Source organism: Pseudomonas sp. 10S4 (genome assembly GCF_034344865.1).
In the GTDB taxonomy this organism is placed as follows: Bacteria; Pseudomonadota; Gammaproteobacteria; order Pseudomonadales; family Pseudomonadaceae; genus Aquipseudomonas.
On sequence record NZ_CP133774.1, the window covers coordinates 3,642,912 to 3,665,511 of the forward strand.

Annotated in this window: 24 protein-coding genes and 2 pseudogenes; 12 read left to right on the forward strand and 14 right to left on the reverse strand. The window is 59.5% G+C overall.

Going from position 1 to position 22,600, the window contains the following annotated elements:
• Positions 1–14 precede the first annotated feature (14 nt).
• Positions 15–302 (forward strand): SelT/SelW/SelH family protein, encoded by a 288-nt coding sequence (locus tag RHM58_RS16935; protein WP_201201644.1) that lies wholly within the window; start codon positions 15–17, stop codon positions 300–302.
• On the opposite strand, the gene RHM58_RS16940 is transcribed toward RHM58_RS16935, so the two are convergent.
• Complete coding sequence (locus RHM58_RS16940; protein ID WP_322267721.1) at positions 296–1,189, reverse strand: DMT family transporter; 894 nt, start codon at positions 1,187–1,189, stop codon at positions 296–298. The genes RHM58_RS16935 and RHM58_RS16940 overlap by 7 nt on opposite strands.
• Positions 1,190–1,565: 376 nt before the next feature.
• A pseudogene (locus RHM58_RS16945) lies at positions 1,566–2,326 on the reverse strand (AraC family transcriptional regulator).
• A gap of 127 nt (positions 2,327–2,453) precedes the next feature.
• On the opposite strand from RHM58_RS16945, the gene RHM58_RS16950 reads away from it, so the two are divergent.
• Positions 2,454–3,269 (forward strand): UDP-2,3-diacylglucosamine diphosphatase, encoded by an 816-nt coding sequence (locus RHM58_RS16950; RefSeq protein ID WP_201201647.1) that lies wholly within the window; start codon positions 2,454–2,456, stop codon positions 3,267–3,269.
• A gap of 129 nt (positions 3,270–3,398) precedes the next feature.
• Here RHM58_RS16950 and RHM58_RS16955 read toward each other — a convergent pair whose 3' ends face one another.
• Positions 3,399–3,989: an HD domain-containing protein gene (locus tag RHM58_RS16955; protein ID WP_201201649.1), complete on the reverse strand. Its 591-nt coding sequence runs from the start codon at positions 3,987–3,989 to the stop codon at positions 3,399–3,401.
• 97 nt (positions 3,990–4,086) lie between these two features.
• The gene (locus RHM58_RS16960; protein ID WP_322267722.1) at positions 4,087–4,398 is read right to left on the reverse strand and encodes a DUF962 domain-containing protein; all 312 of its coding nucleotides are present in this window, start codon (positions 4,396–4,398) and stop codon (positions 4,087–4,089) included.
• Between the two features lie 160 nt (positions 4,399–4,558).
• Here RHM58_RS16960 and RHM58_RS16965 point away from each other — a divergent pair, with 160 nt between their 5' ends.
• On the forward strand, positions 4,559–5,620 hold the full coding sequence (locus RHM58_RS16965; RefSeq protein WP_201201653.1) for an AraC family transcriptional regulator: 1,062 nt from the start codon (positions 4,559–4,561) through the stop codon (positions 5,618–5,620).
• Here the strand turns inward: RHM58_RS16965 and RHM58_RS16970 are convergent.
• On the reverse strand, positions 5,577–7,031 hold the full coding sequence (locus tag RHM58_RS16970) for a TrkH family potassium uptake protein (RefSeq protein WP_201201654.1): 1,455 nt from the start codon (positions 7,029–7,031) through the stop codon (positions 5,577–5,579). The two genes, RHM58_RS16965 and RHM58_RS16970, sit on opposite strands and share 44 nt — an antisense overlap.
• Before the next feature lie 121 nt (positions 7,032–7,152).
• Here RHM58_RS16970 and RHM58_RS16975 point away from each other — a divergent pair, with 121 nt between their 5' ends.
• On the forward strand, positions 7,153–7,728 hold the full coding sequence (locus RHM58_RS16975; protein WP_322267724.1) for an NAD(P)H nitroreductase: 576 nt from the start codon (positions 7,153–7,155) through the stop codon (positions 7,726–7,728).
• A gap of 99 nt (positions 7,729–7,827) precedes the next feature.
• Here RHM58_RS16975 and RHM58_RS16980 read toward each other — a convergent pair whose 3' ends face one another.
• From RHM58_RS16980 to RHM58_RS17005, 6 genes are all read right to left on the reverse strand, one after another.
• Positions 7,828–9,168 carry a sensor histidine kinase gene (locus RHM58_RS16980; protein ID WP_201201657.1) on the reverse strand — a complete coding sequence of 447 codons (1,341 nt, stop codon included), beginning with the start codon at positions 9,166–9,168 and terminating at the stop codon, positions 7,828–7,830.
• 176 nt (positions 9,169–9,344) lie between these two features.
• A complete protein-coding gene (locus tag RHM58_RS16985; protein ID WP_201201659.1) occupies positions 9,345–9,794 on the reverse strand; it encodes a Spy/CpxP family protein refolding chaperone in 450 nt (149 codons plus the stop codon).
• A gap of 196 nt (positions 9,795–9,990) precedes the next feature.
• Positions 9,991–10,668, reverse strand: a complete 678-nt coding sequence (locus tag RHM58_RS16990; RefSeq protein ID WP_201201661.1) for a response regulator transcription factor — start codon at positions 10,666–10,668, stop codon at positions 9,991–9,993.
• Positions 10,669–10,675: 7 nt separating this feature from the next.
• Positions 10,676–11,089, reverse strand: coding sequence for a translation initiation factor 2 (locus RHM58_RS16995; protein WP_201201663.1), 414 nt, complete (start codon positions 11,087–11,089; stop codon positions 10,676–10,678).
• A 110-nt stretch (positions 11,090–11,199) separates the two neighbouring features.
• Positions 11,200–11,499 carry a YciI family protein gene (locus RHM58_RS17000; RefSeq protein ID WP_322267725.1) on the reverse strand — a complete coding sequence of 100 codons (300 nt, stop codon included), beginning with the start codon at positions 11,497–11,499 and terminating at the stop codon, positions 11,200–11,202.
• A 1-nt stretch (position 11,500) separates the two neighbouring features.
• The gene (locus RHM58_RS17005) at positions 11,501–12,097 is read right to left on the reverse strand and encodes a septation protein A (RefSeq protein ID WP_123509093.1); all 597 of its coding nucleotides are present in this window, start codon (positions 12,095–12,097) and stop codon (positions 11,501–11,503) included.
• 87 nt (positions 12,098–12,184) lie between these two features.
• On the opposite strand from RHM58_RS17005, the gene RHM58_RS17010 reads away from it, so the two are divergent.
• The 6 genes and pseudogenes from RHM58_RS17010 to rluB all read left to right on the forward strand — a co-directional run bounded on the left by RHM58_RS17010 (position 12,185) and on the right by rluB (position 17,466).
• Positions 12,185–13,048 (forward strand): PHP domain-containing protein, encoded by an 864-nt coding sequence (locus tag RHM58_RS17010; RefSeq protein ID WP_201201665.1) that lies wholly within the window; start codon positions 12,185–12,187, stop codon positions 13,046–13,048.
• A gap of 13 nt (positions 13,049–13,061) precedes the next feature.
• Positions 13,062–13,691 carry an L-threonylcarbamoyladenylate synthase gene (locus RHM58_RS17015; RefSeq protein WP_201201672.1) on the forward strand — a complete coding sequence of 210 codons (630 nt, stop codon included), beginning with the start codon at positions 13,062–13,064 and terminating at the stop codon, positions 13,689–13,691.
• Positions 13,692–13,751: 60 nt separating this feature from the next.
• Entirely contained in the window at positions 13,752–14,510 is a 759-nt protein-coding gene (locus RHM58_RS17020) for a segregation and condensation protein A (protein ID WP_322270857.1), read from the forward strand.
• An 11-nt stretch (positions 14,511–14,521) separates the two neighbouring features.
• Positions 14,522–15,539, forward strand: a pseudogene (gene scpB / locus RHM58_RS17025) (SMC-Scp complex subunit ScpB).
• 279 nt (positions 15,540–15,818) lie between these two features.
• Complete coding sequence (locus tag RHM58_RS17035; RefSeq protein ID WP_322267727.1) at positions 15,819–16,010, forward strand: DUF1289 domain-containing protein; 192 nt, start codon at positions 15,819–15,821, stop codon at positions 16,008–16,010.
• Between the two features lie 157 nt (positions 16,011–16,167).
• The gene (gene rluB, locus RHM58_RS17040) at positions 16,168–17,466 is read left to right on the forward strand and encodes a 23S rRNA pseudouridine(2605) synthase RluB (RefSeq protein ID WP_201255427.1); all 1,299 of its coding nucleotides are present in this window, start codon (positions 16,168–16,170) and stop codon (positions 17,464–17,466) included.
• A 287-nt stretch (positions 17,467–17,753) separates the two neighbouring features.
• Here the strand turns inward: rluB and RHM58_RS17045 are convergent, their stop codons facing one another.
• Both RHM58_RS17045 and RHM58_RS17050 read right to left on the reverse strand, forming a co-directional pair.
• Positions 17,754–18,719 carry a leucyl aminopeptidase gene (locus tag RHM58_RS17045; RefSeq protein WP_322267730.1) on the reverse strand — a complete coding sequence of 322 codons (966 nt, stop codon included), beginning with the start codon at positions 18,717–18,719 and terminating at the stop codon, positions 17,754–17,756.
• 69 nt (positions 18,720–18,788) lie between these two features.
• On the reverse strand, positions 18,789–18,926 hold the full coding sequence (locus RHM58_RS17050; protein ID WP_201201684.1) for a hypothetical protein: 138 nt from the start codon (positions 18,924–18,926) through the stop codon (positions 18,789–18,791).
• Positions 18,927–19,662: 736 nt separating this feature from the next.
• Here RHM58_RS17050 and RHM58_RS17055 point away from each other — a divergent pair.
• Positions 19,663–19,824, forward strand: a complete 162-nt coding sequence (locus RHM58_RS17055; protein ID WP_322267731.1) for a hypothetical protein — start codon at positions 19,663–19,665, stop codon at positions 19,822–19,824.
• 31 nt (positions 19,825–19,855) lie between these two features.
• Entirely contained in the window at positions 19,856–21,268 is a 1,413-nt protein-coding gene (locus tag RHM58_RS17060) for an amino acid permease (RefSeq protein WP_322267733.1), read from the forward strand.
• A 313-nt stretch (positions 21,269–21,581) separates the two neighbouring features.
• On the opposite strand, the gene RHM58_RS17065 is transcribed toward RHM58_RS17060, so the two are convergent.
• Positions 21,582–22,424 (reverse strand): alpha/beta fold hydrolase, encoded by an 843-nt coding sequence (locus RHM58_RS17065; RefSeq protein ID WP_322267734.1) that lies wholly within the window; start codon positions 22,422–22,424, stop codon positions 21,582–21,584.
• Positions 22,425–22,600 lie beyond the last annotated feature (176 nt).

The window sequence follows — 22,600 nt, forward strand, 5'->3', positions numbered from 1 at the left end:
GAGTTTCAACGAACATGACCGTACAAAAACCGGAAATCGTCATCACCTATTGCACGCAATGCCAGTGGCTGTTGCGCGCCGCCTGGTTGGCCCAGGAGCTGCTCAGTACCTTCGGCGATGAGTTGGGCAAAGTCTCCCTGGTGCCGGGCACTGGCGGCGTGTTTCATATTTTTTGTAACGAGGTGCAGATCTGGGAGCGCAAGGCTGACGGTGGTTTCCCCGAAGCCAAGGTGCTCAAGCAGCGGGTCCGGGATCAGATCGACCCGGACCGCGACCTCGGGCACAACGATCGCACTCAGTGAGAGGCGGCTTCGGCGGCCACGGTTTTTTTGCTGGAGCTGCCTGACAGTCGGCTCGACACCACGATCGCGACGATGATCAACGCCCCGCCGATCAACATGCGCAGGGTCGGGTTTTCATCGAACAGCAGCCAGGCCACGGTGATGCCATAGACCGGCTCCAAGGCGAACACCACCGCGGCGGTCCGCGCCTTGATCACCGCCAGGCTGGCGACGAACAGGCTGTGGGCCACCCCGGTGCAGAAGACCCCGAGCAGGCCGATCCACAACCAGTCGAGGGCACGCACTTCGCTCAATTGCGGCGCCGCCACCGGCAACAGGCACAACGCGACGACCACGTTCTGGCACAACGCGGCCTGCACCGCCGGGATGCGCCCGGAGCTGGCGCGATTGGTCAGCGACAGCAGGGCGAACAGCAGGCCCGAACCCACCGCCCAGAGCAGGCCGATAGTGGCGCCGCTAGCGAGGTCGAAGTCTGGCGTGACCAGCACCAGACCGACGCTGACCAGCACTACCAGCAGGATTTCATTGGCGCGAATTCGCTCGCGGAAGATCAGTCCTTCGAGGATCACGGTAAACGCCGGGAAACTGGCAAACCCCAGGGTCGCAATCGCCACGCCCGCGACTTTTACCGCAATGAAAAAGCTGACCCAGTGCCCGGCCAGCAGCAAGCCGCTGAGCAGTAGGCGACGCCAGTCCACGGCTTCGAGTTTTTGCCAGCGGGTGCTGCTGGCGAACCGCGCAAAAAACGCCAGCGCCAGCACCGCGAACGCCGCGCGACCGAAAACGATGACGGCGGGGGAGGCGGCCGCGAGTTTGCCGAACACACCGGTCAGGCCAAACATCAATGCGCCGATATGCAGGGCGCCGAGGGCGGTACGGGGAGTCATTGCATTCCTTGATAAACGTAAAAGCCAGGCAGACGACAGGTCCCCTGTAGGAGCTGCCGAAGGCTGCGATCTTTTGATCTTGATTTATGGCGGCTCTGGAGTCGCTAAAGATCAAAAGATCGCAGCCTTCGGCAGCTCCTACAGTGAACCGTGTTAACGCCAGTTACGTCTGTCGGCAAACTATCGTCTTTTGTCGCCAGCCTCACACCCGAGTAATTCCTGGCCAAGGCACCTGTCGGCCAAGCCTGACATTGAACCTGTGGCGAGGGAGCTTGCTCCCGCTGGGCTGCGAAGCGGCCCTAAAGAAAGGACTGCTGAGCAGTCCGACGGGAGCAAGCTCCCTCGCCACAGGTTATTCATCGCTTGTTCTAACTTGTCACTTACCGGCATTTCTCTCGCGGCGCAATTTCCCCGGCGAAGCGCCAAACTCGCGCAACACCGCCGCCGCAAACGCACTTTGGGAACTGTAACCGACCCGGCTGGCAATCTCGCCAATCGGCAATGGGGAATCGCGCAACAAGCCCACTGCAATGTGCAGTCGTCGGCTACGTATGTAGTCCATCGGCGTTTGCCCGCATTCCGCCACGAATCGCGCATGTAAGCGGGCGCTCGATAAACCGGCGACGCGCGCCAGATCGGCCACCTGCAGCGGATAAGCCGCGTATTGATCGATATGCGCATTCAGCGCCGCATAAGGCAGGCGCCGTCCACCGATGACGTCCGGTTTGACGTTGTTGAGGCTGGCCAGCAACAGCACTGCACCTTGCTGGGCGATCAGCGGATCGCTCACCGGGCTGCCCGCCAGCCAACTGACCAATTGGCTTTGCCCGGCATCCAGTGGCAGTCGTCCGGCGTTGTCGAGCAAGCGGCGGCTGGCGTCGGCGTGCTCCCCAGCGACTGGGCAATCCATTGATCGCCGGGCACATCCAGTACCAGGCAACGACTGCCGTTTGGGCTGCCGCAGGCGTGATGCATGCCGGCCGGCACCACCACGAAACTTTGCTGCACCACCTGACTGCCACGTCCGTCGACCTCGAAATCCAGTGCACCCGACAGCCCGAACACCAGTTGCGCGTGGGCATGGCTGTGGATGATCAGGTCTTCGGTGTATTGGCGCAGCGTGAGGATCGGTCTCATCGCAGGTCTCCTGGCAAGATGCGACCAGTCTACACCGGCCGGACGCTGTCACAGGATTGACTCGTCACTGTCATGGGCAATTAACCCGGCCGGCGCAAACTTGTAAAAACATCGCAGAGGGTTGTCCATGACCAGCGCCGAGCTCGCCAAACCCAGCCGTAAACAACGTGTGCGCACCTTATGGATTTCCGATGTGCATTTGGGCACAAGGGATTGCCAGGCGGAGCACCTGTCGCAGTTTCTCAAGGGCTACCACGCCGACAAGATTTACCTGGTGGGCGACATCATCGACGGATGGAAACTGCGTGGCGGCATGTATTGGCCCCAGGCCCACACCAACGTGATTCGCCGTCTGCTGACCATGAGCAAGCGCGGCACCGAGGTGATCTACGTCACTGGCAACCATGACGAATTCTTGCGGCGCTATTCGAAGTTGATCCTGGGCAACATCCAGTTAGTGGACGAGGCGGTGCACGTGACCGCCGATGGCCGTCACTTGCTGGTGATCCACGGCGATCAGTTTGACGTCATTACTCGCTACCACCGTTGGCTGGCCTTTCTCGGCGACTCGGCCTACGAATTCACCCTGACCCTCAACCGCTGGCTCAATCACTGGCGCGCCCGTTATGGCTATGGCTACTGGTCGCTGTCGGCGTACCTCAAGCACAAGGTGAAAACCGCGGTCAGCTTCATCAGCGACTTCGAAGAAGCCATCGCCCACGAATGCGTCAAACGCGAGTTGCATGGCGTGGTGTGCGGGCATATTCACCATGCCGAGATCCGCAAGGTCGGCGGGGTGGATTACCTCAATTGCGGGGATTGGGTGGAGTCGTGTACGGCGTTGATCGAGCATTGGGACGGGTCGATCGAGTTGTATCGGCTGGCGGATGCCCAGGCGCGGGAGGCGGAGTTGAAGGCGGTGAAGGTCGCGGAACCAGCGTAAGCAGGTCTGGCGCCTTCGCGGGCAAGCCTCGCTCCTACAGGTTTGTGGTGGTACACGATCACGTGCTCACCCCATAACCTGTAGGAGCGAGGCTTGCCCGCGAAGGGGACATCACAATCACCATTGATCTTAGGCCGGCGCGTGTTCTTCCATCGCAGCCTTGTAGATCGAGTTCTTCGGATGCGCAAACAACCGCTCCATCATCGGTTCGAAGAAGCTCAGCGGTAAATTCTCGTACCCCGGATCAAACGCCGCGGCATCGTATTTGGCGCAGAACTCGATGGTCGCCTGGTACTGCGGATGCCCGCTGAATTGCTCGCGCAGATGCCGATCCATGCCCAGGTGATGGAAGAAGTAGTACCCCTGGAAAATCCCGTGCTTCTCCACCATCCACAAATTTTCGGCGCTGACGAACGGCCTGAGAATTGCCGCCGCAATGTCCGGGTGATTGTAGGAACCCAGGGTGTCGCCGATGTCGTGGAGCAGGGCGCAGATTACGTATTCTTCGTCGCGGCCATCGCGAAAGGCGCGGGTGGCGGTTTGCAGGGAATGGGTCAGGCGATCCACCGGGAAGCCGCCAAAGTCACCCTCCAGCAGTTTCAGATGCGCCACAATCCGTGTTGGCAATTGCCGCGCATAGGCACTGAAGTCTGCGGCGATGATTGCCCAGTCTTCCTGCGTGCCGTCCTTCATGTGGGTAAAGCGGGCGTTGGCGTTCATCGGCGATCTTCTTGTTTTTGACGAGTGATGTATCGAGTGTAGGACTTGGATCCACTGGCGCACTGGCTGCGCGGGACGCATTGCTGGCCCGTGAAGCCTAGAACGGCACGCGGCCCAGGATCATGTCGCGGTACATGACGAAATCGCCGAGCAGGCTGTAAAGCGGATGCTGGAAGGTTGCAGGACGATTCTTCTCGAAGAAGAAATGCCCGACCCAGGCGAAGCTGTAACCGGCCAGCGGCAGGGCAATGAGCAGCGGCCACGCGCCTTTGCCGATGGTCAGCGCCAAAATGAAAATAACCAGGGAGGTGCCGACAAAGTGCAATCGTCGGCAAGTACTGTTGCTGTGTTCGCTCAGGTAATACGGGTAAAACTCAGCGAAGCTGTTGAAATGCTTTATGTTTTCCACGACTGCGATCTCTGTGGTTATTGTTCTGACGGCAAGTTGTTCTGCGGGTAGCCTATTTGAGTCTAGAGTGATCAATGGCATCAGCCAGTGACAATAGGCGCCACTTTAGTATCCTTCGCAAATTAGCCGCGTCAGACGGCTCATAAAGTAAGTAAACGCCATGAGCGAACGAACGACTTCTGCAAGTTGGGCGATGGGGATTGTCAAAGCACTGGAGATGGACGGCCTGGATTGCCGGGTTCTGTTCAAGCAACTGGGGCTTGATTACGCCTCGTTGGATGATCCGGATGCGCGCTTCCCGCAAGACTCCATGACGCGGCTGTGGCAGCGCGCGGTCGAGCTGTCCGGCAACCCGGCGATCGGCCTGAACATGGGCAAAGTGGTGCGACCGGCGTCCTTTCATGTGGCGGGTTACGCGTTGATGTCCAGTCAGACCCTGGCCGAGGGCTTTCAACGCCTGGTGCGTTATCAGCGGATCATTGCTGAAAGCGCCGACCTGAGTTTCCGCTTGCTCGACGAGGGATACGCACTGATTCTGACGGTCCATGGCGACCACCTGCCGCCGACCCGGCAAAGCGCCGAAGCGTCACTGGCCTGCGCGCTGGGCCTGTGCGGTTGGCTGACCGGGCGCACCCTGCAACCGCGCAAGGTGTTGGTGCAGGGAGATGAGCCCGCCGACCTCGAACCCTATAAACAAGCCTTCCACGCGCCGTTGGTGTTCAACGCACCTTACGATGCGCTGATCTTCGAGCGCGCCGACATGGAGGCGCCGCTGCCCACCGCCAACGAGGCCATGGCGCTGCTGCATGACCGGTTTGCCGGCGAGTACCTGGCGCGATTTTCCGAAAGCCGCGTGACCCACAAGGCCCGGCAGGTACTCTGCCGTTTGCTGCCCCAGGGCGAACCCAAACGCGATACGGTGGCGCAGACCCTGCACCTGTCGCAGCGCACCTTGCAGCGTCGCTTGCAGGAAGAAGGCACGAGTTTTCAGACATTGCTGGACGACACTCGACGGGAACTGGCCGAGCAATACCTGGCGCAGCCGAGCATGACGCTACTGGAAATTGCCTACCTGTTGGGATTTGCCGACCCAAGCAACTTTTTCCGGGCCTTCCGCCGCTGGTTCGATGCCACCCCCGGTGAGTATCGGGCGCGTTTGCTGGACGCGCCCAACCAGGTCAGTGACGCCAAAACGCCGGAATGCACAGAACAAACACCGTAATGATCTCCAGCCGGCCCAGCAGCATGCCTAACGACAGAATCCACTTGGCGGCATCCGGCAGGGTCGCGAAGTTGCCCGCCGGGCCAATGGTCTCGCCCAGCCCCGGGCCGACGCCGGAAACAGTACTTGCCGCGCCGGTCAGCGCGGTCATCCAGTCCAGCCCCAACAGCGACAGCATCAGCGCGATCACGCAGATGGTGATGGCAAAGAAGAACGAAAATGTCAGGATCGACCTTACGATTTCTTCGTCGAGCCGGTGACCGTTGTACTTTTGCTTGATCACCGCGCGCGGGTGAATCAATTGATTCAGGTTGGCCTTGAGCAGGATGTAGGCGACCTGGAAGCGAAATATCTTGATCCCGCCCGCCGTCGAGCCTGAACACCCGCCGACAAAGCCCAGATAAAAGAACAGCATCAGCGAGAAATTTCCCCAGATGCTGTAGTCCCCCAGCGCAAAACCCGTGGTGGTGACCACCGAAGTCACGTTCACGGCCACGTGGCGCAATGCGTCGAACCATTGCAGGTCGGTGGTCCACCAGTACCAAGTGCCGAGCACCAGCCAGGTCACCAGCAACATGCCGAGCAAGCCTTGAACCTGTTGATCCCGGATCAAGGCTTTACGATTGCCGCGCAACGTCGCCACGTACAGGGTGAACGGCAGGCTGCCGAGAATCATGACCACCACCGCCACCCAGTGCACCGCCGGTTGTTTCCAATGGGCCAGGGACTCGTCGGAGGTAGAGAAACCGCCGGTGGAAATCGCCGACATGGCGTGGTTGATCGCATCGAACAGGTTCATCCCGGCCCACCAGAACGCCAGGCTGCCGACAATGGTGATGCCGACGTAGGCCGCCACGATCAAGCGCGCCACCATGTGTGAGCGGGGCATGACTTTTTCGGAACGGTCCGAGGACTCGGTCTGGAACAGCCGCATTCCGCCGATGCGCAGCAAGGGCAAAATCGCTACCGCCATGCCGATAAAGCCGATACCGCCGAGCCAGTGCAGCAATGAGCGCCATATCAGGATGCCGGGGGACATGGTGTCCAGGCCGCTAAGCACCGTGGAGCCAGTGGCGGTGATGCCCGACATGCTTTCGAAGAACGAGTCGGTGTAACTGATGTGCTGGGTCAGCAGGAACGGCAGCGCGGCGAAAATGCACACCACCAGCCAACTGCTGACGGTCAGCAGGTACATGTCACGGGGGCGCAGGTGTATGTGTTCGGGGCGACCGGGAATGACCAGGGCCAGGCCGGCGACGAAGGTGATCATGCTGGCCCAGAGGAACGATGGCAGATCGCTGGTGCGGTCGAAAATCACCAGGGTGGCCATGGGTACGACCATGGCGATGGCCAGGGTAATCAGGAAGATGCCGATGATGAAACCAATGATCCGTAAGGTCGGCAACGCCATGAAGTCTGCTCGGGCTGAAAGTGAGGAGGGCGCCATTCTACCTGCGAGGTCTGCCATGTAAACCGGCAGCCCGGAGCGCTTCTGGCTAGAATAGCCAAACATTTTTTACAGGAGGTGGCCGATGCAGGCTCTCGACGCTTTGCTCAACCGTGTTTCCGTTCCACGACTGCTGGACCCAGCGCCGACTGCCGAGCAACGGGAAGTGCTGTTCGCTGCCGCGATGCGCGCGCCGGACCACGGCCATTTGCAGCCTTGGCGCTTCCTGACAGTCGAAGGTGCGGCTCGCGAGCAAATGGGCGAGTTGCTCGCCGAAGCGGCGAAGCTGCAGGACAGCGATGCGGCTGAGGCGGCGCTGGACAAGGCGCGCAACGGTCCGCTGCGGGCACCGCTGGTGGTCGTGGTGATTGCGCGGGTGCAGGATCACGTCAAGTATCCGAAGTCCGAGCAACTACTGGCGGCCGGGTGTGCGGCTCACGGGATTTTGTTGGCGGCTTATGCCCAAGGCATTGGTGCGGTGTGGCGCACTGGTGAACTGGCGTATTCGGCGCATGTCGCCAAAGGCCTGGGACTGGCAGAGGGTGAAGAAGTGATTGCGTTCCTCTACCTCGGGACACCGCAGAAAGAGCCGCGGGTTGCCGAGAAAGTCGACCTCGCTGAATTTGTCAGCGCCTGGCCCGACAAGGCCGGAAGACACTGATCTAATGTGGGAGCGGGCTTGCTCGCGAAAGCGGTAGGTCAGGCACTGCGATGTTGAATGTGCCTGAGTCATCGCGAGCAAGCTCACTCCCACAGGGGATTAAGGTTGGACCAAAGCCCCCGGCACCAACGGCAATTCCAGGCTGGCAATAAACCCGCCCTCCGGGTGATTGGCCAACACCAGGCTCCCGCCATGTCGTTCCGCCGCACGTCGGGCAATGGCCAGCCCCAGGCCATGTCCGGCCGTTGTCTGACCCGGCGCTCGGTAGAACGGTTCGCCCAACAGGTTCAAGTGCGCGGCCTCGACCCCCGGGCCGTGGTCACGCACGCTGACCACCATCCGCTCGCCCTGACGCGAGGCCTGCATTTCAATCGGTTGGCCCACCGGGTTAAAGCGCTGGGCATTGCGCAGCAGGTTGTCCACGGCGCGTTCGATCATGGTTGGCCAGCCTTTGAGGCTTAGCTGCGACTCGGCGTCCAAGCGCACGGTCTGTTCCGGGAAGCCCAGTTGCGCATCCTTTTGCAGGGTATGAAGCAAGACGTTGAGATCCACATCTTCGGCGCTGGCGTTATCCGCATCGACCCGAGCCAACACCAGGATTTCGCTGATCAAGGCTTCCAACCGGTCGCATTCGCGGGTCAGGCGTGGCCAGAGTTTTTCCCGCTCTTCAGGGTTGGCGCGTTCAGCCAGGGCCAAGGCAATACGTAATCGGGCCAGGGGCGAACGCAGTTCGTGGGACACGTCACGCAGCAGTTGCCGCTGGCTGCCGATCAGGCTTTGCAGGCGCGCACCCATGCGGTTGAAGTCGTTGGCCAGCACACCAAACTCATCGCGTCGGTTGGCCAGTTTGACCAGGCTGTTCTGCTGATAGGTGGTTTGCCCCAGATCATGCACCGCGCCGCGCAAACGGTTGAGCGGGCGGGTGATCGAGAGCGTCACCAACAGGCTGAACAAGGTCAGTACCACCAGCGCAATACCCAGCGCACTCAACGGCCAGAGCAGGCTTTCGCGGTGCCATGAGTCCAGTTCCGGATGCGGGATGCGGTAGATCAGCAGGTAAGTGTTGCCGGTTTTTTCGCTGGTGTACTCCGCGGTCAGGCGACGCCACGGCAGGCGGCGATCATCATCGTTCTGCCGAGCTTCAAACGCTGCGGCCCGACGTGGGAAAGTGCCGCGCACCACCGGGTCGCCGCTCTCGTTGAGTACCTGAACGTCGATGTGATACTGGCGTTTGCGTTGTTCCAGGATGGCCTGTGCAGCGTCTTCGCCCTGGGCTTCGTAAGTTTGCGTCCACTCTTCGGCCAGGGTGTTGAGGCCCGGGTGGCGGCTGAGAATCCACGCGTCCTGGTTGAGCATGTGCCCCAGCAATAGGGAGAGCCCTGCAACCAGAGCGATGGCCAGCCAGAAGCTGGCCAGAATACGCCAGAACAATGAGCGCACAGTAAATCCTCAACTAACGCAAATCCAAGTGGGAGCGGGCTTGCTCGCGAAGACGGTGTATCAGTCGACAAATGCTTTGCCTGATACACCGCCTTCGCGAGCAAGCCCGCTCCCACATTTAAACTGAGTAACATAAGACCCAACAGTGTTGAGCTGTTGGGTCTGGAGTTAGCGCATTATTGCGCTTTTTGTGGCTGTTGCGCTTTCCAGGCCTTGAATTCGGCCCACTCGGCACGACGCTCTGCCTGTTTTTTCTGGATCTCGTCGAATTTCTTCTGTTGATCCGGTTTCAGAATGGCGCGCACATCGGCTTCGGCTTTCTGATGTTTGGCAGTCATTTCATCTTTCATGGCTTTCTGGTCAGCCGGGGAGAGTTTCTCCAGGTATTTCTCGACCAGTTGCTTACGACCGTGCATTTGCTCGCCAATGATTTTGCGGATCTGCTCACGCTGTTCGCGGCTCAGGTCCAGTTGGCTGTACGGACCTTTGCCGTGCATGCCGTGCATCTGACCGCCATGGTGCGAGCCGTCCATCGGCCCACCCATCGGGCCGGTACCTTCAGGCATGGCCATGGCAACGGTCGGCAGAGCGGCAGCGAACATCAGAGCGATAAGAGTCTTGCGCATGGTGAATCTCCTTGTCTCGTTCCCGGTACGTTCCGGATGAGTTCAGATTACGGAGATCAAGGTCAGCGGCGGTCAGCGGAGCGTAAAGCTTGGGTAAAGACGATTTTCAGCGAACCTGACAAATCTGCCACATTCGCCGACCGGCACACGATGCCGACCGACTTTACGCGGTCTGCGTAGGAGGATCGCGTTGCAATTAGAGGCTGTAGTAATAACCGCGGCTACGCAGGGCCACGATGCGCGGGCGACCGTCGGGGTGTGGGCCGATCTTTTTGCGCAGGTTGCTGACGTGCATGTCCAGGCTGCGGTCGTACAGGGTCAGCTTGCGACCGAGGGCGATTTGCGCCAGTTCCTGTTTATCCAGGGGTTCGCCAGGTTGCTTGATCAGGGCTTCGAGCAGGCGACTTTCGGAGACGGTAAGGGTGAATTCCTGTTCATCGATGCTGACCACGCCGCGTTGCGGGCTGAAACACAGGTCGCCCAGTTCGAGCTGGCTGGACACTGCCGCCGGATGACTGCGGCGCAATACCGCGCGCAGCCGGGCTGTCAGTTCCCGTGGGTCGCAGGGCTTGGCCAGGTAATCGTCGGCACCCAGTTCGAGGCCGAGGATGCGGTCCAGCGGTTCGCCGCGGGCCGAGAGCATCAGCACCGGCAAATCCGGGTGGTCGCTGCGCAACTGCTTGAGCAGTTCCAGGCCGCTGCCGTCAGGCAGCATCACGTCCAGCACCACGGCCGCCGGGGAGAATTCAGCCAGCGCACGGCGGGCACTCTGGCCATCGTGACAGGCACGGACCACGAAACCTTCCTGACTCAACCAACTGCTCAGGAGCTCGCACAGCTCCTGATCATCATCAATTAATAACAGCTCGCTCATGACTCACTCAATTTAGCCATTGCCGACGTTTTCGACTTGCCCCACTGGCAAAGATACCGCAGAGCAGAGCCAATAGCGCTACCCCGGCCCCGGTGACGAACCATTGCTGCTGGTCGGTCAGCAGACGCGGCAGCGGACCGCTGGCCTGGGCTTCCTTGAGTTGCAGCTTCAAACGCTGGTTCTCTTGGCGCAACCGGCTCAACTGGGCGCTTTCACGCTCGCTATCGGCATTTTGCAGTTGTTTGCTCAGTTCTTCTCGCTGCTGCTCGCTTGCTTTCAAACGCTGCTGCAATTCGGTGATCTGGCTACCGGCGCTTAAGGACAACGGCGTGGAGTTGCCACCATTGGCAGCTTCTTCACCGTGCACGGGGGCCACGATCGACAACGTCACCAACATCAGACACAACGGACCCTTGCGCATCACGACTCCTGATTCCAATCGAGTTATTGGGCAAGTTGTCGGCAGGCAAACGAGAATAATGAGCGATTGAGAGCGCGATGAACCGATAAGGTTCATCGCGAGGGAGGCTTTTAAGGCAGGACTTGCTTGAACGGCTTCACGGAAACGTTGGCGTAGACGCCTGCGGCGATGTACGGGTCGGCATCGGCCCAGGCTTGCGCGGCGCTCAGGGAATCGAATTCGGCGACGATCAGGCTGCCGGTGAAACCCGCAGCGCCCGGATCATTGCTGTCGACGGCAGGGTTAGGGCCGGCCAGCACGATGCGGCCTTCGCCTTTAAGCACTCGCAGGCGCTCAAGGTGTGCCGGGCGTGCAGCGAGGCGGGCTTCCAGGGAGTTGGCGACGTCTGTAGCAACGATGGCGTAAAGCATGTCAGTCCTCGGTTTTTGGTGTTGTGGTATCGGCGTCATGCAGGTGGCGGGACAGGTAAATGCCCTGCGCGACCAGGAACAGCAGCGTCATGCCCAGGCTGCCGAAGACCTTGAAGTCGACCCAGTAGTTCTGGAACGTGAACGCGACGAACAGGTTGGCGGCACCGCAGAACAGGAAAAAGCCGATCCAGGCGATGTTCAGACGGGTCCAGACCGCGTCCGGCAGGGTCAGCGCGTGGCCCATGATGCGTTTGATCAGCAGTTGGTCGCCGATGAAGTGGCTGCCAATGAAAGCCAGGGCGAACAGCCAGTTGACCACCGGGGCTTTCCATTTCAGGAAGGTTTCGCTGTGGAACGCCAGGGTCAGGCTACCGAAGACCAGGCAGGCTATGAGCGTCAGCCACTGGCTCTTCTCCAGCTTGCGCTGCTTGATGAAGAGCGTGCCGTAAACCACCAGGGAGCTGATGATCAGCATCGCGGTGGCACTGTAAATACCGCCTACAGTGACCTCATGTCCGGCGATGTCGACGACCCGTGGATCGATTTTGAAGACGATGAAAAACAGCAGAAGCGGGATGAAGTCGATGAATTGTTTCACAGTGGCAGCCAGAAGCAGGATGTGTCGGCATAATAACAAACATATTGGCGCGCGATAGCGCCAGCTGATTTGAGGTTACAAAGCCCTGTGAATGTTGATTTGCACTGCCATAGCACGGCCTCCGATGGCGCCCTGGCGCCTGCGGTACTGGTTGCGCGTGCGTTCGAGAAAGGCGTGCGAGTCCTGGCCTTGACCGATCACGACACCCTTGAGGGGCTCGACGAGGCCCGCAGCACCGCAACGGCGCTGGGGATGCAACTGGTCAACGGCGTCGAATTGTCCTGCACCTGGGGCGGCGCGACCATTCACGTACTGGGCTACGGCTTCGACGTCAATGCCGCACCGTTGGTCGAGGCGATCGCCAAATTGCACGATGGCCGCTGGCTACGGTCCGAAGAAATAAGTCGCAAACTGGCGTTGAAAGGCATGCCCGGTGCGATGGAAGGCGCCCGGGAGATGCAGCAGGCGCTGGGCGACAGCGGCAACGCGCCGGCCCGTCCGCATTTTGCCGACTGGATGGTGCGTGAAGGTTTCGTCAAGGATCGCGCCGAAGCGTTCCGCAAATGGCTGGGCGCCGGCAAGCTGGGGGACGTCAAGCAACACTGGCCGACCCTGGAAGACACCGTCGCGACCCTGCGCGCGGCGGGTGCCTGGGTCAGCCTGGCGCACCCTTGGCATTACGATTTCACTCGCAGCAAGCGTCGCCGCCTGATTTCTGACTATATTCAAGCAGGGGGCCACGCTATCGAAGTGGTCAATGGTCATCAGCCCGCAGAACAGGTGGGCAGTCTGGCCATTCTCGCTCGCGAGTTCGGTCTGCTGGTCAGCGCCGGCAGTGATTTTCATGGCCCTGGAGGCTGGTCGGAAATCGGTGAATACCGCCCGGTTCCGGAGGATCTGCCACCGCTTTGGTGTCGATTCAAACATGACCCAATTATTGCCGCCGTCTGAACAGGTAGAAAATGTGAGTCAATTTTTCCAGATTCATCCGGAAAACCCGCAAGCGCGCCTGATCAAACAGGCGGTCGAGATCATCCGCAAAGGCGGGGTGGTGATTTATCCCACAGACTCGTCCTACGCCATTGGTTGCCAGATCGGCGACAAGAATGCCGTGGAACGCGTACGCCGCTTGCGTCAGCTGGACGACAAGCACAACTTCGCGCTGATTTGCAGCGACCTGTCGCAGTTGGGCATATTCGCCAAGATCGACACTGGTACGTTCCGTATTCTCAAGGCCCATTTACCTGGGCCTTATACGTTTATCCTCAACGCCACTCGCGAAGTGCCGCGCCTGTTGCTGCACGCCAAGAAGCGCACCATCGGCCTGCGGGTGCCGAGCCATCCGATTGCGCTGGCGCTGCTGGAGGAGCTCGGCGAGCCGCTGATGAGCGTGACGCTGATCATGCCCGGCGACACCGATCCGTTGAGTGACCCTCACGAAATGCGCCAATTGCTGGAGCACCAGGTCGACCTGATCATCGACGGCGGTTTCGGCGGGATCAAGGCGTCCACGGTGATCAACCTTGCCGACGGCGAGCCGCAAGTGATCCGCGTCGGTTGCGGCGACCCTGCGCCGTTCATGGCCGAGGCCTAGATGTCTGCAGTAGAACCCGTCGACAGTCAGGCCGGAGCCCAGCAAGAGCTGCCCTTCGCCATGGTCTATGGCCAGGCGGTCATGGAAATGCCGCTGGACCTGTACATCCCGCCGGATGCCCTCGAGGTGTTCCTCGAAGCGTTCGAAGGCCCGCTCGACCTGCTGCTGTACCTGATCCGCAAACAGAACATCAATATCCTCGACATCCCGGTGGCGGAAATCACCCGTCAATACATGGGGTATGTCGAGTTGATGCAGTCGGTGCGCCTGGAACTCGCCGCCGAGTACCTGGTGATGGCCGCGATGCTGGCCGAGATCAAGTCGCGGATGCTGCTGCCGCGCGCCGAATCCATCGAAGCCGAGGAAGACGATCCCCGGGCCGAACTGATCCGGCGCTTGCAGGAATACGAACGCTTCAAGGCTGCCGCTGAAGGCATCGACGGCTTGAACCGGGTCGGTCGCGACGTGGTGGTGCCCAAGCTGGATGCGCCAGAAGCCCGGGCGCGCAAGCTGGTGCCGGACGTGAGCCTGGGGGAATTGCTGATGTCCATGGCCGAGGTCCTACGCCGGGGCGACATGTTCGAAAGCCACCAGGTCAGCCGCGAGGCGCTGTCCACCCGCGAGCGTATGAGCGACGTGCTGGAACGGCTCAAGGGCGGCGGCTTCGTGCCGTTTGTCGAGCTGTTCACCGCCGAAGAAGGGCGGCTGGGCGTGGTCGTGACCTTTATGGCGATCCTTGAACTGGTCAAGGAATCCTTGGTCGAGCTGGTACAGAATGAGCCGTACGCGCCGATCCACGTGCGGGCCCGAGCCGAATAACGAGTTGAACCATGAACCTGACTGAACCCCGCGAGCTGGCGCCACTGCTTGAAGCCTTTCTGTTGGCCTCGGGAAAACCGCAATCGCTTGAACGCCTGTTCGAACTCTTCGAAGAAGGCGAACGGCCAGAGCCGCCGGTCTTCAAGAAAGCCCTGACGATTCTCGCCAAGTCCTGCGACGGCCGTGCCTTCGAGCTCAAAGAGGTCGCCTCTGGCTATCGCTTGCAGATCCGCGATAAGTTCTCGCCGTGGGTCGGCCGCTTGTGGGAAGAGCGCCCGCAACGTTATTCCCGCGCCATGCTCGAAACCATCGCGCTGATCGCCTATCGCCAGCCGATCACCCGGGGCGAGATCGAAGACGTGCGCGGCGTGGCGGTCAACAGTCACATCGTCAAGACCTTGCTGGAGCGCGAGTGGATTCGCATCGTCGGTTACCGCGACGTACCCGGCAAACCGGCGATGTTCGCCACCACCAAGGCGTTTCTCGACCACTTCAACCTGAAAAATCTCGACGATTTGCCACCGCTGGCCGAGCTGCGGGAGATGGAACCGGACCCGGTGCTCGACTTCGACGACGCGCCGGTGCCGGCCGGGTTGCAGGAGCTGGCCGACGCCAGTGCCGAGCCGGAAGAACCCAAGGAAGAAACCAGTTTCCATACGCTGTTGCTGGAACTGGACACCATGGAGGAGGGGATCAAGACCGACTTTGACGATTTGTTGCGTGATGGGGCGGTGACTGAGACCGAAGAAGGTCTGGATCTGCCAACGCCTGAGCCAGAAATCGAAGTTGAACTTCAGCCTGAGCCTGAAGCCACAGTCGAAGAAGAGCAGGAAGAAGAGCCAGAAGAAGAGCTGGAGGACGACGTGCTTGGCGTTGCCGAAGCGCGCGAGAAACTCCTGGCCGCCGTCGCTGCTCTGGAACAACACAAACCCGAACCCGAACCCGAACCCGAACTCAGCGACGAAGAAGCCGAAGCCCGAGCTCTGGGCCGAAGCAATCGAAGCCGAACGCCGCGAATTCGAAGACTGACCAAAATTCTGTGGGCAATGGCGATCCCCTGTGGGAGCGGGCTTGCTCGCGAAGGCGGCGGATCAGGCAACCATGATGTTGACTGACACTCCCTCTTCGCGAGCAAGCCCGCTCCCACAATGAATTCTTGGTGTTCCCGAAAATGAGTTCACCACCATCCCGATTGTGGGAGTGAGCCTGCTCGCGATATCGGTCTGTCAGTCACCCCGATATTGAATGTGCCGCCGTCATCGCGAGCAGGCTCGCTCCCACAGTGATTGGTGTTGACTGGAGTATTTGATGACCTCAACCAAAGACCCCTGCATCAACGTCTGCAAGTTCACCGACGACATTTGCCTTGGCTGCGGCCGCAGCAAGCGCGAAATCAAGGCCTGGAAGAAGCTCGACAAGACCGACAAACGCACCGTACTCGCCGAAGCGGCGCTGCGTTTGATCAAGCTCGGTGCCACCGTTCGGCGCAAAGGCAAGTAAGTCTCCATTGATCAGCTAGTCTCTGATGCGCAAACGCTTGCATGAGCGTATGATTCGCGACCCTCCGGCGATCCCTTCGCCCGAGTGCCCAGTTTTACATCGCTTCAGGACCCTCACTTCAGAGCTGCCTGAACAGACCACACCGGGAGGTGCCCAGATGAGTATCAACGACCAGAAAGACGACGCCGAAATCGGCCCAGCAGGCGAAAAACTGCAGAAAGTCCTCGCCCGTATCGGCGTCGGCTCGCGCCGTGACGTAGAAGCCTGGATCAGCCACGGCCGCATCAAGGTCAATGGCAAAGACGCCACCCTCGGGCAGCGCGTCGACATGCACGACGCCATCACCATTGATGGCAAGGTGATCAAGCGCGAAGAAGCCGCCGAGTCGGTACGCCGCGTGATCATGTACAACAAGCCCGACGGCGAAATCTGCACCCGCCTTGATCCGGAAGGCCGTCCAACCGTTTTCGACAAGATGCCGCGCCCGAAAGAAGGTCGCTGGATCAACATCGGTCGTCTCGACATCAACACCACCGGTCTGCTGATGTTCACCACTGACGGTGAATTGGCTAACCGCCTGATGCACCCTTCCTACGAAATGGACCGTGAATACGCGGTACGTGTCCGTGGCGAAGTTGACGACGAAATGATCGAGCGTCTGAAGGCAGGCGTCGTCCTCGAGGACGGCCCGGCCAAGTTCACCGACATCAAGCAGGCTCCAGGTGGCGAAGGTTTCAACCACTGGTACCACTGCGTGGTGATGGAAGGTCGCAACCGCGAAGTTCGTCGTCTGTGGGAATCCCAGGGCTTGGTGGTCAGCCGTCTGAAGCGCGTGCGTTTCGGTCCGGTGTTCCTTAACTCCGACCTGCCGATGGGTCGCTGGCGCGAAATGAGCCAGTACGAAGTCGACATTCTGAGTGCTGAAGTGGGCCTGACGCCTGTGGCCATGCCGCAGATGAACGCCAAGAGCAAAGACAAACTCGACCGCATGCAGCGTAAATCGTCGCGTCCGATGGGCAAGACCGAGCGCGTGCGCTCGTTGCGTCCAGCCATCGGTAACCAGACCGCTGCTACGCCGCGTGACTCCCGTGAACCGCAAATCGAAGGCGAGCGTCCAGCCCGCAAACCAGCAGCGCCACGCGCTGATGGCGAGCGCGGTCCACGCACGCCACGTCCGGCTAACGGTCGCACCGAACGTGGCGAAGGCCGTGGTGCTCCGTCCGGTGGTCGTAGCGATCGCGGTGCTCCAGCCGGTCGTGGTGAATCTCGAGGTGACTCGAGTCGCGGTACGCCAGTGGCCGACCGTCCGGCTGACACCAAGCGTCCGGCCAAGCCTGCCGGGAAGAAACGCCCAGGTATCGTTCTGGTCGACAGGGACACGCCATCGGGCAAGCGCCGCGGCGCGCCAGCCGGTTCGGGTCAGCGTCCGGGCTTTGGTCGTCGCAAGCCGGAATGAAGCAGCGGTAAGTTTCAAGCTGCAAGCTGCAAGTAAAAAACGCCAACCCTAGGGTTGGCGTTTTTTTGTATGGCCAAGCCGGATTTCAGAATGTAGATGAACCTGTGGCGAGGGAGCTTGCTCCCGTTGGGTCGCGCAGCGGCCCCAAAACCATCCCGCGCGTTCTGTCAGGCAAACCGCGTTGGCGGGTTTTGCGACTGCTGCGCAGCCGAGCGGGAGCAAGCTCCCTCGCCACAGGGGTTCGGTGTTGTTTGGAAAACAAACCTCTCATCAAGGTTCGGTGTTGTTTAAAAAACAAACCGCCCATCAAACACCGGCTCATCATCCAGCGCCAGCACGCCACTGGAGAAGATCAGGTCCAGGTGGTGACTGCCCTTGGCCCCACCGCCCAACCCCAGGTGCAAGCCGCAATGGCGCTCCTCGAACCCGGCGTTGCGCGCATAGAGCTCCTTCACGCCTTCGTTGGTGCCAATGCCCAGCTCCTCAATCCGCCGATTCGACGGATTGGCGTCCAGGTATTTGTTGAAGTCATGCTCAAGCCCCGGCACATCCGTGGCGATTTTTCTGATAGTCGAGTTCTCGATCCACAACTCCAGCGGCGACTCCAGTACCCCGTACTTGCGGGCGAAGGGGATCGTGCTGAGGAACGTCCCCATAAACTTCACCCGGCCATTAATCTCCTCACTGTGGGTCGCGATTTCGCCGGGCGCCAGGTCAAAGTTGCCGACGCCGTTGATGTCTGTCCACTTCTTGATACTGCTCAGCGGTGTTTCAAACCACGAGCCGTGGTCATCCTTGAAACTTAATGTTGTGGCGTGGGACATGCGCTGGATCAAGTGGCTATTGAGCCCGGCAATACGCTGAGGCGTGACACTGAAGGTGTCGTAGAAGTAATCGCCGTAATCCTTGAACAGCAGCGACTTCTTCCAGTTTTCCGCCATGACGCCTTGCAGCGCACGGACAAACTCCGGGCCGTCGGGGCGAGGGTTGGGCAGGGTGGAAGAGTCGTAGAAGAAAATGTACAGATCGCTGTCGGCAATCGCCTGGGCCAGCAAATCCGTGGGCTCCAGGTCCAGACGCATGGCGCTGAAGCTGAATTGTGGGCTGTTACCGGCCTGTTCGGCGATGTTGCCAGTCAGTGCCTCGTAATCAGCGGTGTGGCCGAGCAAGACCTTCGCCGGGTTGATGCCGACAAGGGCCGGGTGGTGTTCGAGGTAGTAAAGGAAATGCGAAATGGCGCGTTGCTTATCCATGTAGTCCTCCCTGACAAACCGAGAAAAAGTGGCAGGCACGACCGGCCGGATCGTACCTGCCGGGATGTCTTACAGAGGCCACATCGCTGTGCCGAACGGAACAATCGCGTCGGCTTGCATCATTTCAACGGCGGCGTCATGGGTCGGCGCTTCAAACCAATCGTCCAGTTGCAGTTCAGTTTCCAAGTCTTTTTCAATTACTTGCATTGTGAATCTCCTAGATGACTTTTGAGTAAGAACAGCGGCGTGCTTTTCAATCAGTGAATAACCCGCCAACTTGCCGGTCGATGCGGCTCGGCAAGTCGCTGAAAACCTAGTTCATCGATTTTTAAAATGCAAAAAAATAATTAAATAAGATTTGTTTGAACTTTTTATTCTGTTTTTTAAAGAGCGAATTCTTATTTAAAAACAAAAAACTAACTCGGCCTTTTCGTTAGGAAGCTTCCTACCGTCAATTTGCAGTCATCCTGCGGCGGGATCTGATCTGGCAAATTTGCGTTACGGGATGTAAAGGAATGTTGACGAAATAGGCTGCAAAACCCATTGGATTGAGTCCTTCCCGGATGCTGTAAGGAAATTCTTCCGACAACCCGCTCAGTCGCCGTCCCACAGGGCTCTGGCGCGCTTGTTTCAGCGGCGTTTGAAGGGTGAGATGCGCCCCATGCCTGTCGTGCAGGTGCATAACAAGAAGGAGGCGCAATGAACGCCGTGACTCATCTCCATCTCTCCCCGTGGGCGGATTGTTTGATCCCCTGCGTCGATGACCTGCAAAGGTCTGACTTCCTTTTGCAGCCGCCCGAGACCCTCGACGCGGACACAGGCAATCCCGGCAACCGACGCGCTGATCCAGCAGTGTCTGGCAGCAGGGGGTTAGCGGTGTACAATGCGCCGCGTTTTAACTGTGACCTCCTGCGCATCTGCGCAAACTTCAAGGCTACCCGTCTTGTTCATTCCGCCGCGCCACAAGCGTGTCGGGTTCGATTTCGTCACAGATAAAAACAAACAGGTGACGCATGACCGTTGTAAATACGCTGAACTCCTGGTGCTTGCGCTGGGGTTTGATCGGCGCTGCTTGAAATTGCAAATGAGCAGCAACGTCTACTGAACATCATCAAACCTTGCGTGAGACCCTTTTCATGAGTGGACAAAACTCGCATTCAGGCGAGCTTAAACGCGGCCTGAAAAATCGCCACATTCAACTGATCGCTCTCGGTGGCGCGATCGGTACCGGACTGTTCCTCGGTTCGGCCGGGGTGCTGAAATCCGCCGGCCCGTCGATGATCCTCGGCTACGCTATCTGCGGCTTCATTGCCTTCATGATCATGCGCCAGTTGGGCGAAATGATCGTCGAAGAGCCGGTGGCCGGCTCCTTCAGCCACTTCGCGCACAAATACTGGGGCGGGTTTGCCGGTTTTCTGTCGGGCTGGAACTGCTGGATTTTGTACATTCTGGTGGGCATGTCGGAGCTGACCGCGGTCGGCAAGTACATCCACTATTGGGCGCCGGACATCCCGACCTGGGTCTCGGCTGCCGGTTTCTTCGTGCTGATCAACCTGATCAACCTGGCCAACGTCAAAGTGTTTGGCGAGGCCGAGTTCTGGTTCGCGATCATCAAGGTCGTGGCGATTGTCGGCATGATTGCCCTGGGCAGCTATTTGCTGGTCAGCGGTAACGGCGGCCCGCAAGCCTCGGTGAGCAACCTGTGGTCCCACGGCGGCTTCTTCCCGAACGGTGTCAGTGGTTTGGTCATGGCGATGGCGATCATCATGTTCTCCTTCGGCGGCCTGGAAATGCTCGGTTTCACCGCAGCCGAAGCCGACAAGCCGAAAACCGTGATCCCGAAAGCCATCAACCAGGTGATCTACCGGATCCTGATTTTCTACATCGGCGCCCTGATCATTCTGCTGTCGCTGACACCATGGGACAGCCTGTTGGCCACCCTGAACGCTTCCGGCGATTCCTACAGCGGTAGCCCGTTCGTGCAAGTGTTCTCGATGCTCGGCAGCAACACCGCGGCGCACATCCTCAACTTTGTGGTCCTGACGGCGGCATTGTCGGTGTACAACAGCGGCACCTACTGCAACAGCCGCATGCTGCTGGGCATGGCCGAGCAAGGCGATGCGCCGAAGGCTTTGGCGAAGATCGACAAGCGCGGCGTGCCGGTGCGTTCGATCCTGGCGTCGGCCGCGGTGACGTTGATCGCTGTGTTGCTGAACTACCTGATCCCGCAAAACGCGCTGGAACTGTTGATGTCGCTGGTGGTGGCTACCCTGGTGATCAACTGGGCGATGATCAGCTTCTCGCACTTCAAGTTCCGCCAGCACATGAACAAGACTAACCAGACGCCGCTGTTCAAGGCCCTGTGGTACCCGTACGGGAACTACATCTGCCTGGCGTTCGTGGCGTTCATCCTGTGTGTGATGCTGTTGATCCCGGGGATCCAGATCTCGGTGTATGCGATCCCGGTGTGGGTCGCGTTCATGTGGATCTGCTACGGCATCAAGAACAAGCGCCGTGCCCAGCACGCGCTCCAGACCGCGGTGAAATAACGCAGCCTGCAGAAACAACAAACCCGGCCATGTGCCGGGTTTGTTGTTTTCTGGGTTCATACAAAACCCTGTGGGAGTGAGCTTGCTCGCGAAGGGGCCATAACATTCAACATCATCGCTGAATGTCACACCGTCTTCGCGGGCAAGCCTCGCTCCTACACGGGATCAGTGTTGAACCGGGGATTTGTGATCGACACAAAACCACTGTGGGAGCGTGGCTTGCCCGCGAAGAGGCCAGCACATCCAACAGACATGCTGGCTGACACACCGCTTTCGCGATCAGGCTCGCCCCACATTAAATCGGCGTCAGGCCTTATTTCTGGTCCAGAAAGCTCTGCACCGACGCATTGAAAAATTCCGGGTCCTGGATAAAGGCGAAATGGCTGACATTGGGCAAGATCAGCAGGCCGGCACCGGGGATGGCCGACGCCATGTATTCGGTGTGTTCGCGTTTGATGGCTTCGTCATGGTCGCCGTCAACGATCAAGACCGGGCTTTTGATTTTCGCCAGGTCCTCGGTTGTCCAGTTTGGCTGGCTCGCCCACATATGGCTGATTTGCTCGACGAACGCATCGTACTCTTTGGGGGTAGGTGACAGCTTCGTGTACTCCTTGCCGGCGCGTTCGATGTAGGCGGCGAACGTCGGGTTCTTCTCGACCCCTTCCTTGACACCCGAAGTCTGAGTATTGGCGGCGAAGGCGAACACCTTGCCAACGCGCTGCGGATATCGCATCGCCAAATCAAGCCCAAGAATGGCGCCGTCACTCCAGCCCACGAAGTCGGCCCGTTGGATCTTCAGTTTATCGAGCACCGCGATGACGTCATCTGCCATCAGGTCATAACCGTAAGGTCGCGCATCTCGCGAACTGCGACCGTGGCCTCGGCTGTCGAGGGTGATGACGGTGTGCTTCGCCGCGAGGGCCTTGACCTGATGGCCCCAATAATCGGAGTTGGCCAGACCGCCGTGCAACAGCACGACAGGAGAGCCGTGACCGGTGATCGAGTAGTAAAGCTTGATGCCGTTGACGTCGGCACTGCCGGTTTTTGCACTGGTGATCGGGGCGGGGGTCGCCGGTAATGTTTCCCAGCGTTCTACGGCATGAGCCGCGTTGAATGACAGCAGCAGGCAGAAAGCAGCAAGCAAGCGATGGGGCATGGGTCTCTCCATTAAAAAGGCCTGATCGGCGTGATCCGGACTCTTTAGCGTAGAACCCAACTGTTAGAAGGCCAGGCGTCGCTAGTCGTGGTAACTGCGGCAAGGTTCATGCAAACCCTGTGGGAGCGAGCCTGCTCGCGAAGGGAGCATTACATCCAACATTGATTTCGACTGAC

Coding starts and splice junctions, on each gene's coding strand:
- RHM58_RS16935 (WP_201201644.1), top strand. CDS start 15: ATGACCGTACAAAAACCGGAAATCGTCATCACCTATTGCACGCAATGC.
- RHM58_RS16940 (WP_322267721.1), bottom strand. CDS start 1,189: ATGACTCCCCGTACCGCCCTCGGCGCCCTGCATATCGGCGCATTGATG.
- RHM58_RS16950 (WP_201201647.1), top strand. CDS start 2,454: ATGACCAGCGCCGAGCTCGCCAAACCCAGCCGTAAACAACGTGTGCGC.
- RHM58_RS16955 (WP_201201649.1), bottom strand. CDS start 3,989: ATGAACGCCAACGCCCGCTTTACCCACATGAAGGACGGCACGCAGGAA.
- RHM58_RS16965 (WP_201201653.1), top strand. CDS start 4,559: ATGAGCGAACGAACGACTTCTGCAAGTTGGGCGATGGGGATTGTCAAA.
- RHM58_RS16970 (WP_201201654.1), bottom strand. CDS start 7,031: ATGGCGTTGCCGACCTTACGGATCATTGGTTTCATCATCGGCATCTTC.
- RHM58_RS16975 (WP_322267724.1), top strand. CDS start 7,153: ATGCAGGCTCTCGACGCTTTGCTCAACCGTGTTTCCGTTCCACGACTG.
- RHM58_RS16985 (WP_201201659.1), bottom strand. CDS start 9,794: ATGCGCAAGACTCTTATCGCTCTGATGTTCGCTGCCGCTCTGCCGACC.
- RHM58_RS16990 (WP_201201661.1), bottom strand. CDS start 10,668: ATGAGCGAGCTGTTATTAATTGATGATGATCAGGAGCTGTGCGAGCTC.
- RHM58_RS16995 (WP_201201663.1), bottom strand. CDS start 11,089: ATGCGCAAGGGTCCGTTGTGTCTGATGTTGGTGACGTTGTCGATCGTG.
- RHM58_RS17000 (WP_322267725.1), bottom strand. CDS start 11,499: ATGCTTTACGCCATCGTTGCTACAGACGTCGCCAACTCCCTGGAAGCC.
- RHM58_RS17020 (WP_322270857.1), top strand. CDS start 13,752: ATGGTCTATGGCCAGGCGGTCATGGAAATGCCGCTGGACCTGTACATC.
- RHM58_RS17035 (WP_322267727.1), top strand. CDS start 15,819: ATGACCTCAACCAAAGACCCCTGCATCAACGTCTGCAAGTTCACCGAC.
- rluB (WP_201255427.1), top strand. CDS start 16,168: ATGAGTATCAACGACCAGAAAGACGACGCCGAAATCGGCCCAGCAGGC.
- RHM58_RS17045 (WP_322267730.1), bottom strand. CDS start 18,719: ATGGATAAGCAACGCGCCATTTCGCATTTCCTTTACTACCTCGAACAC.
- RHM58_RS17050 (WP_201201684.1), bottom strand. CDS start 18,926: ATGCAAGTAATTGAAAAAGACTTGGAAACTGAACTGCAACTGGACGAT.
- RHM58_RS17060 (WP_322267733.1), top strand. CDS start 19,856: ATGAGTGGACAAAACTCGCATTCAGGCGAGCTTAAACGCGGCCTGAAA.
- RHM58_RS17065 (WP_322267734.1), bottom strand. CDS start 22,424: ATGCCCCATCGCTTGCTTGCTGCTTTCTGCCTGCTGCTGTCATTCAAC.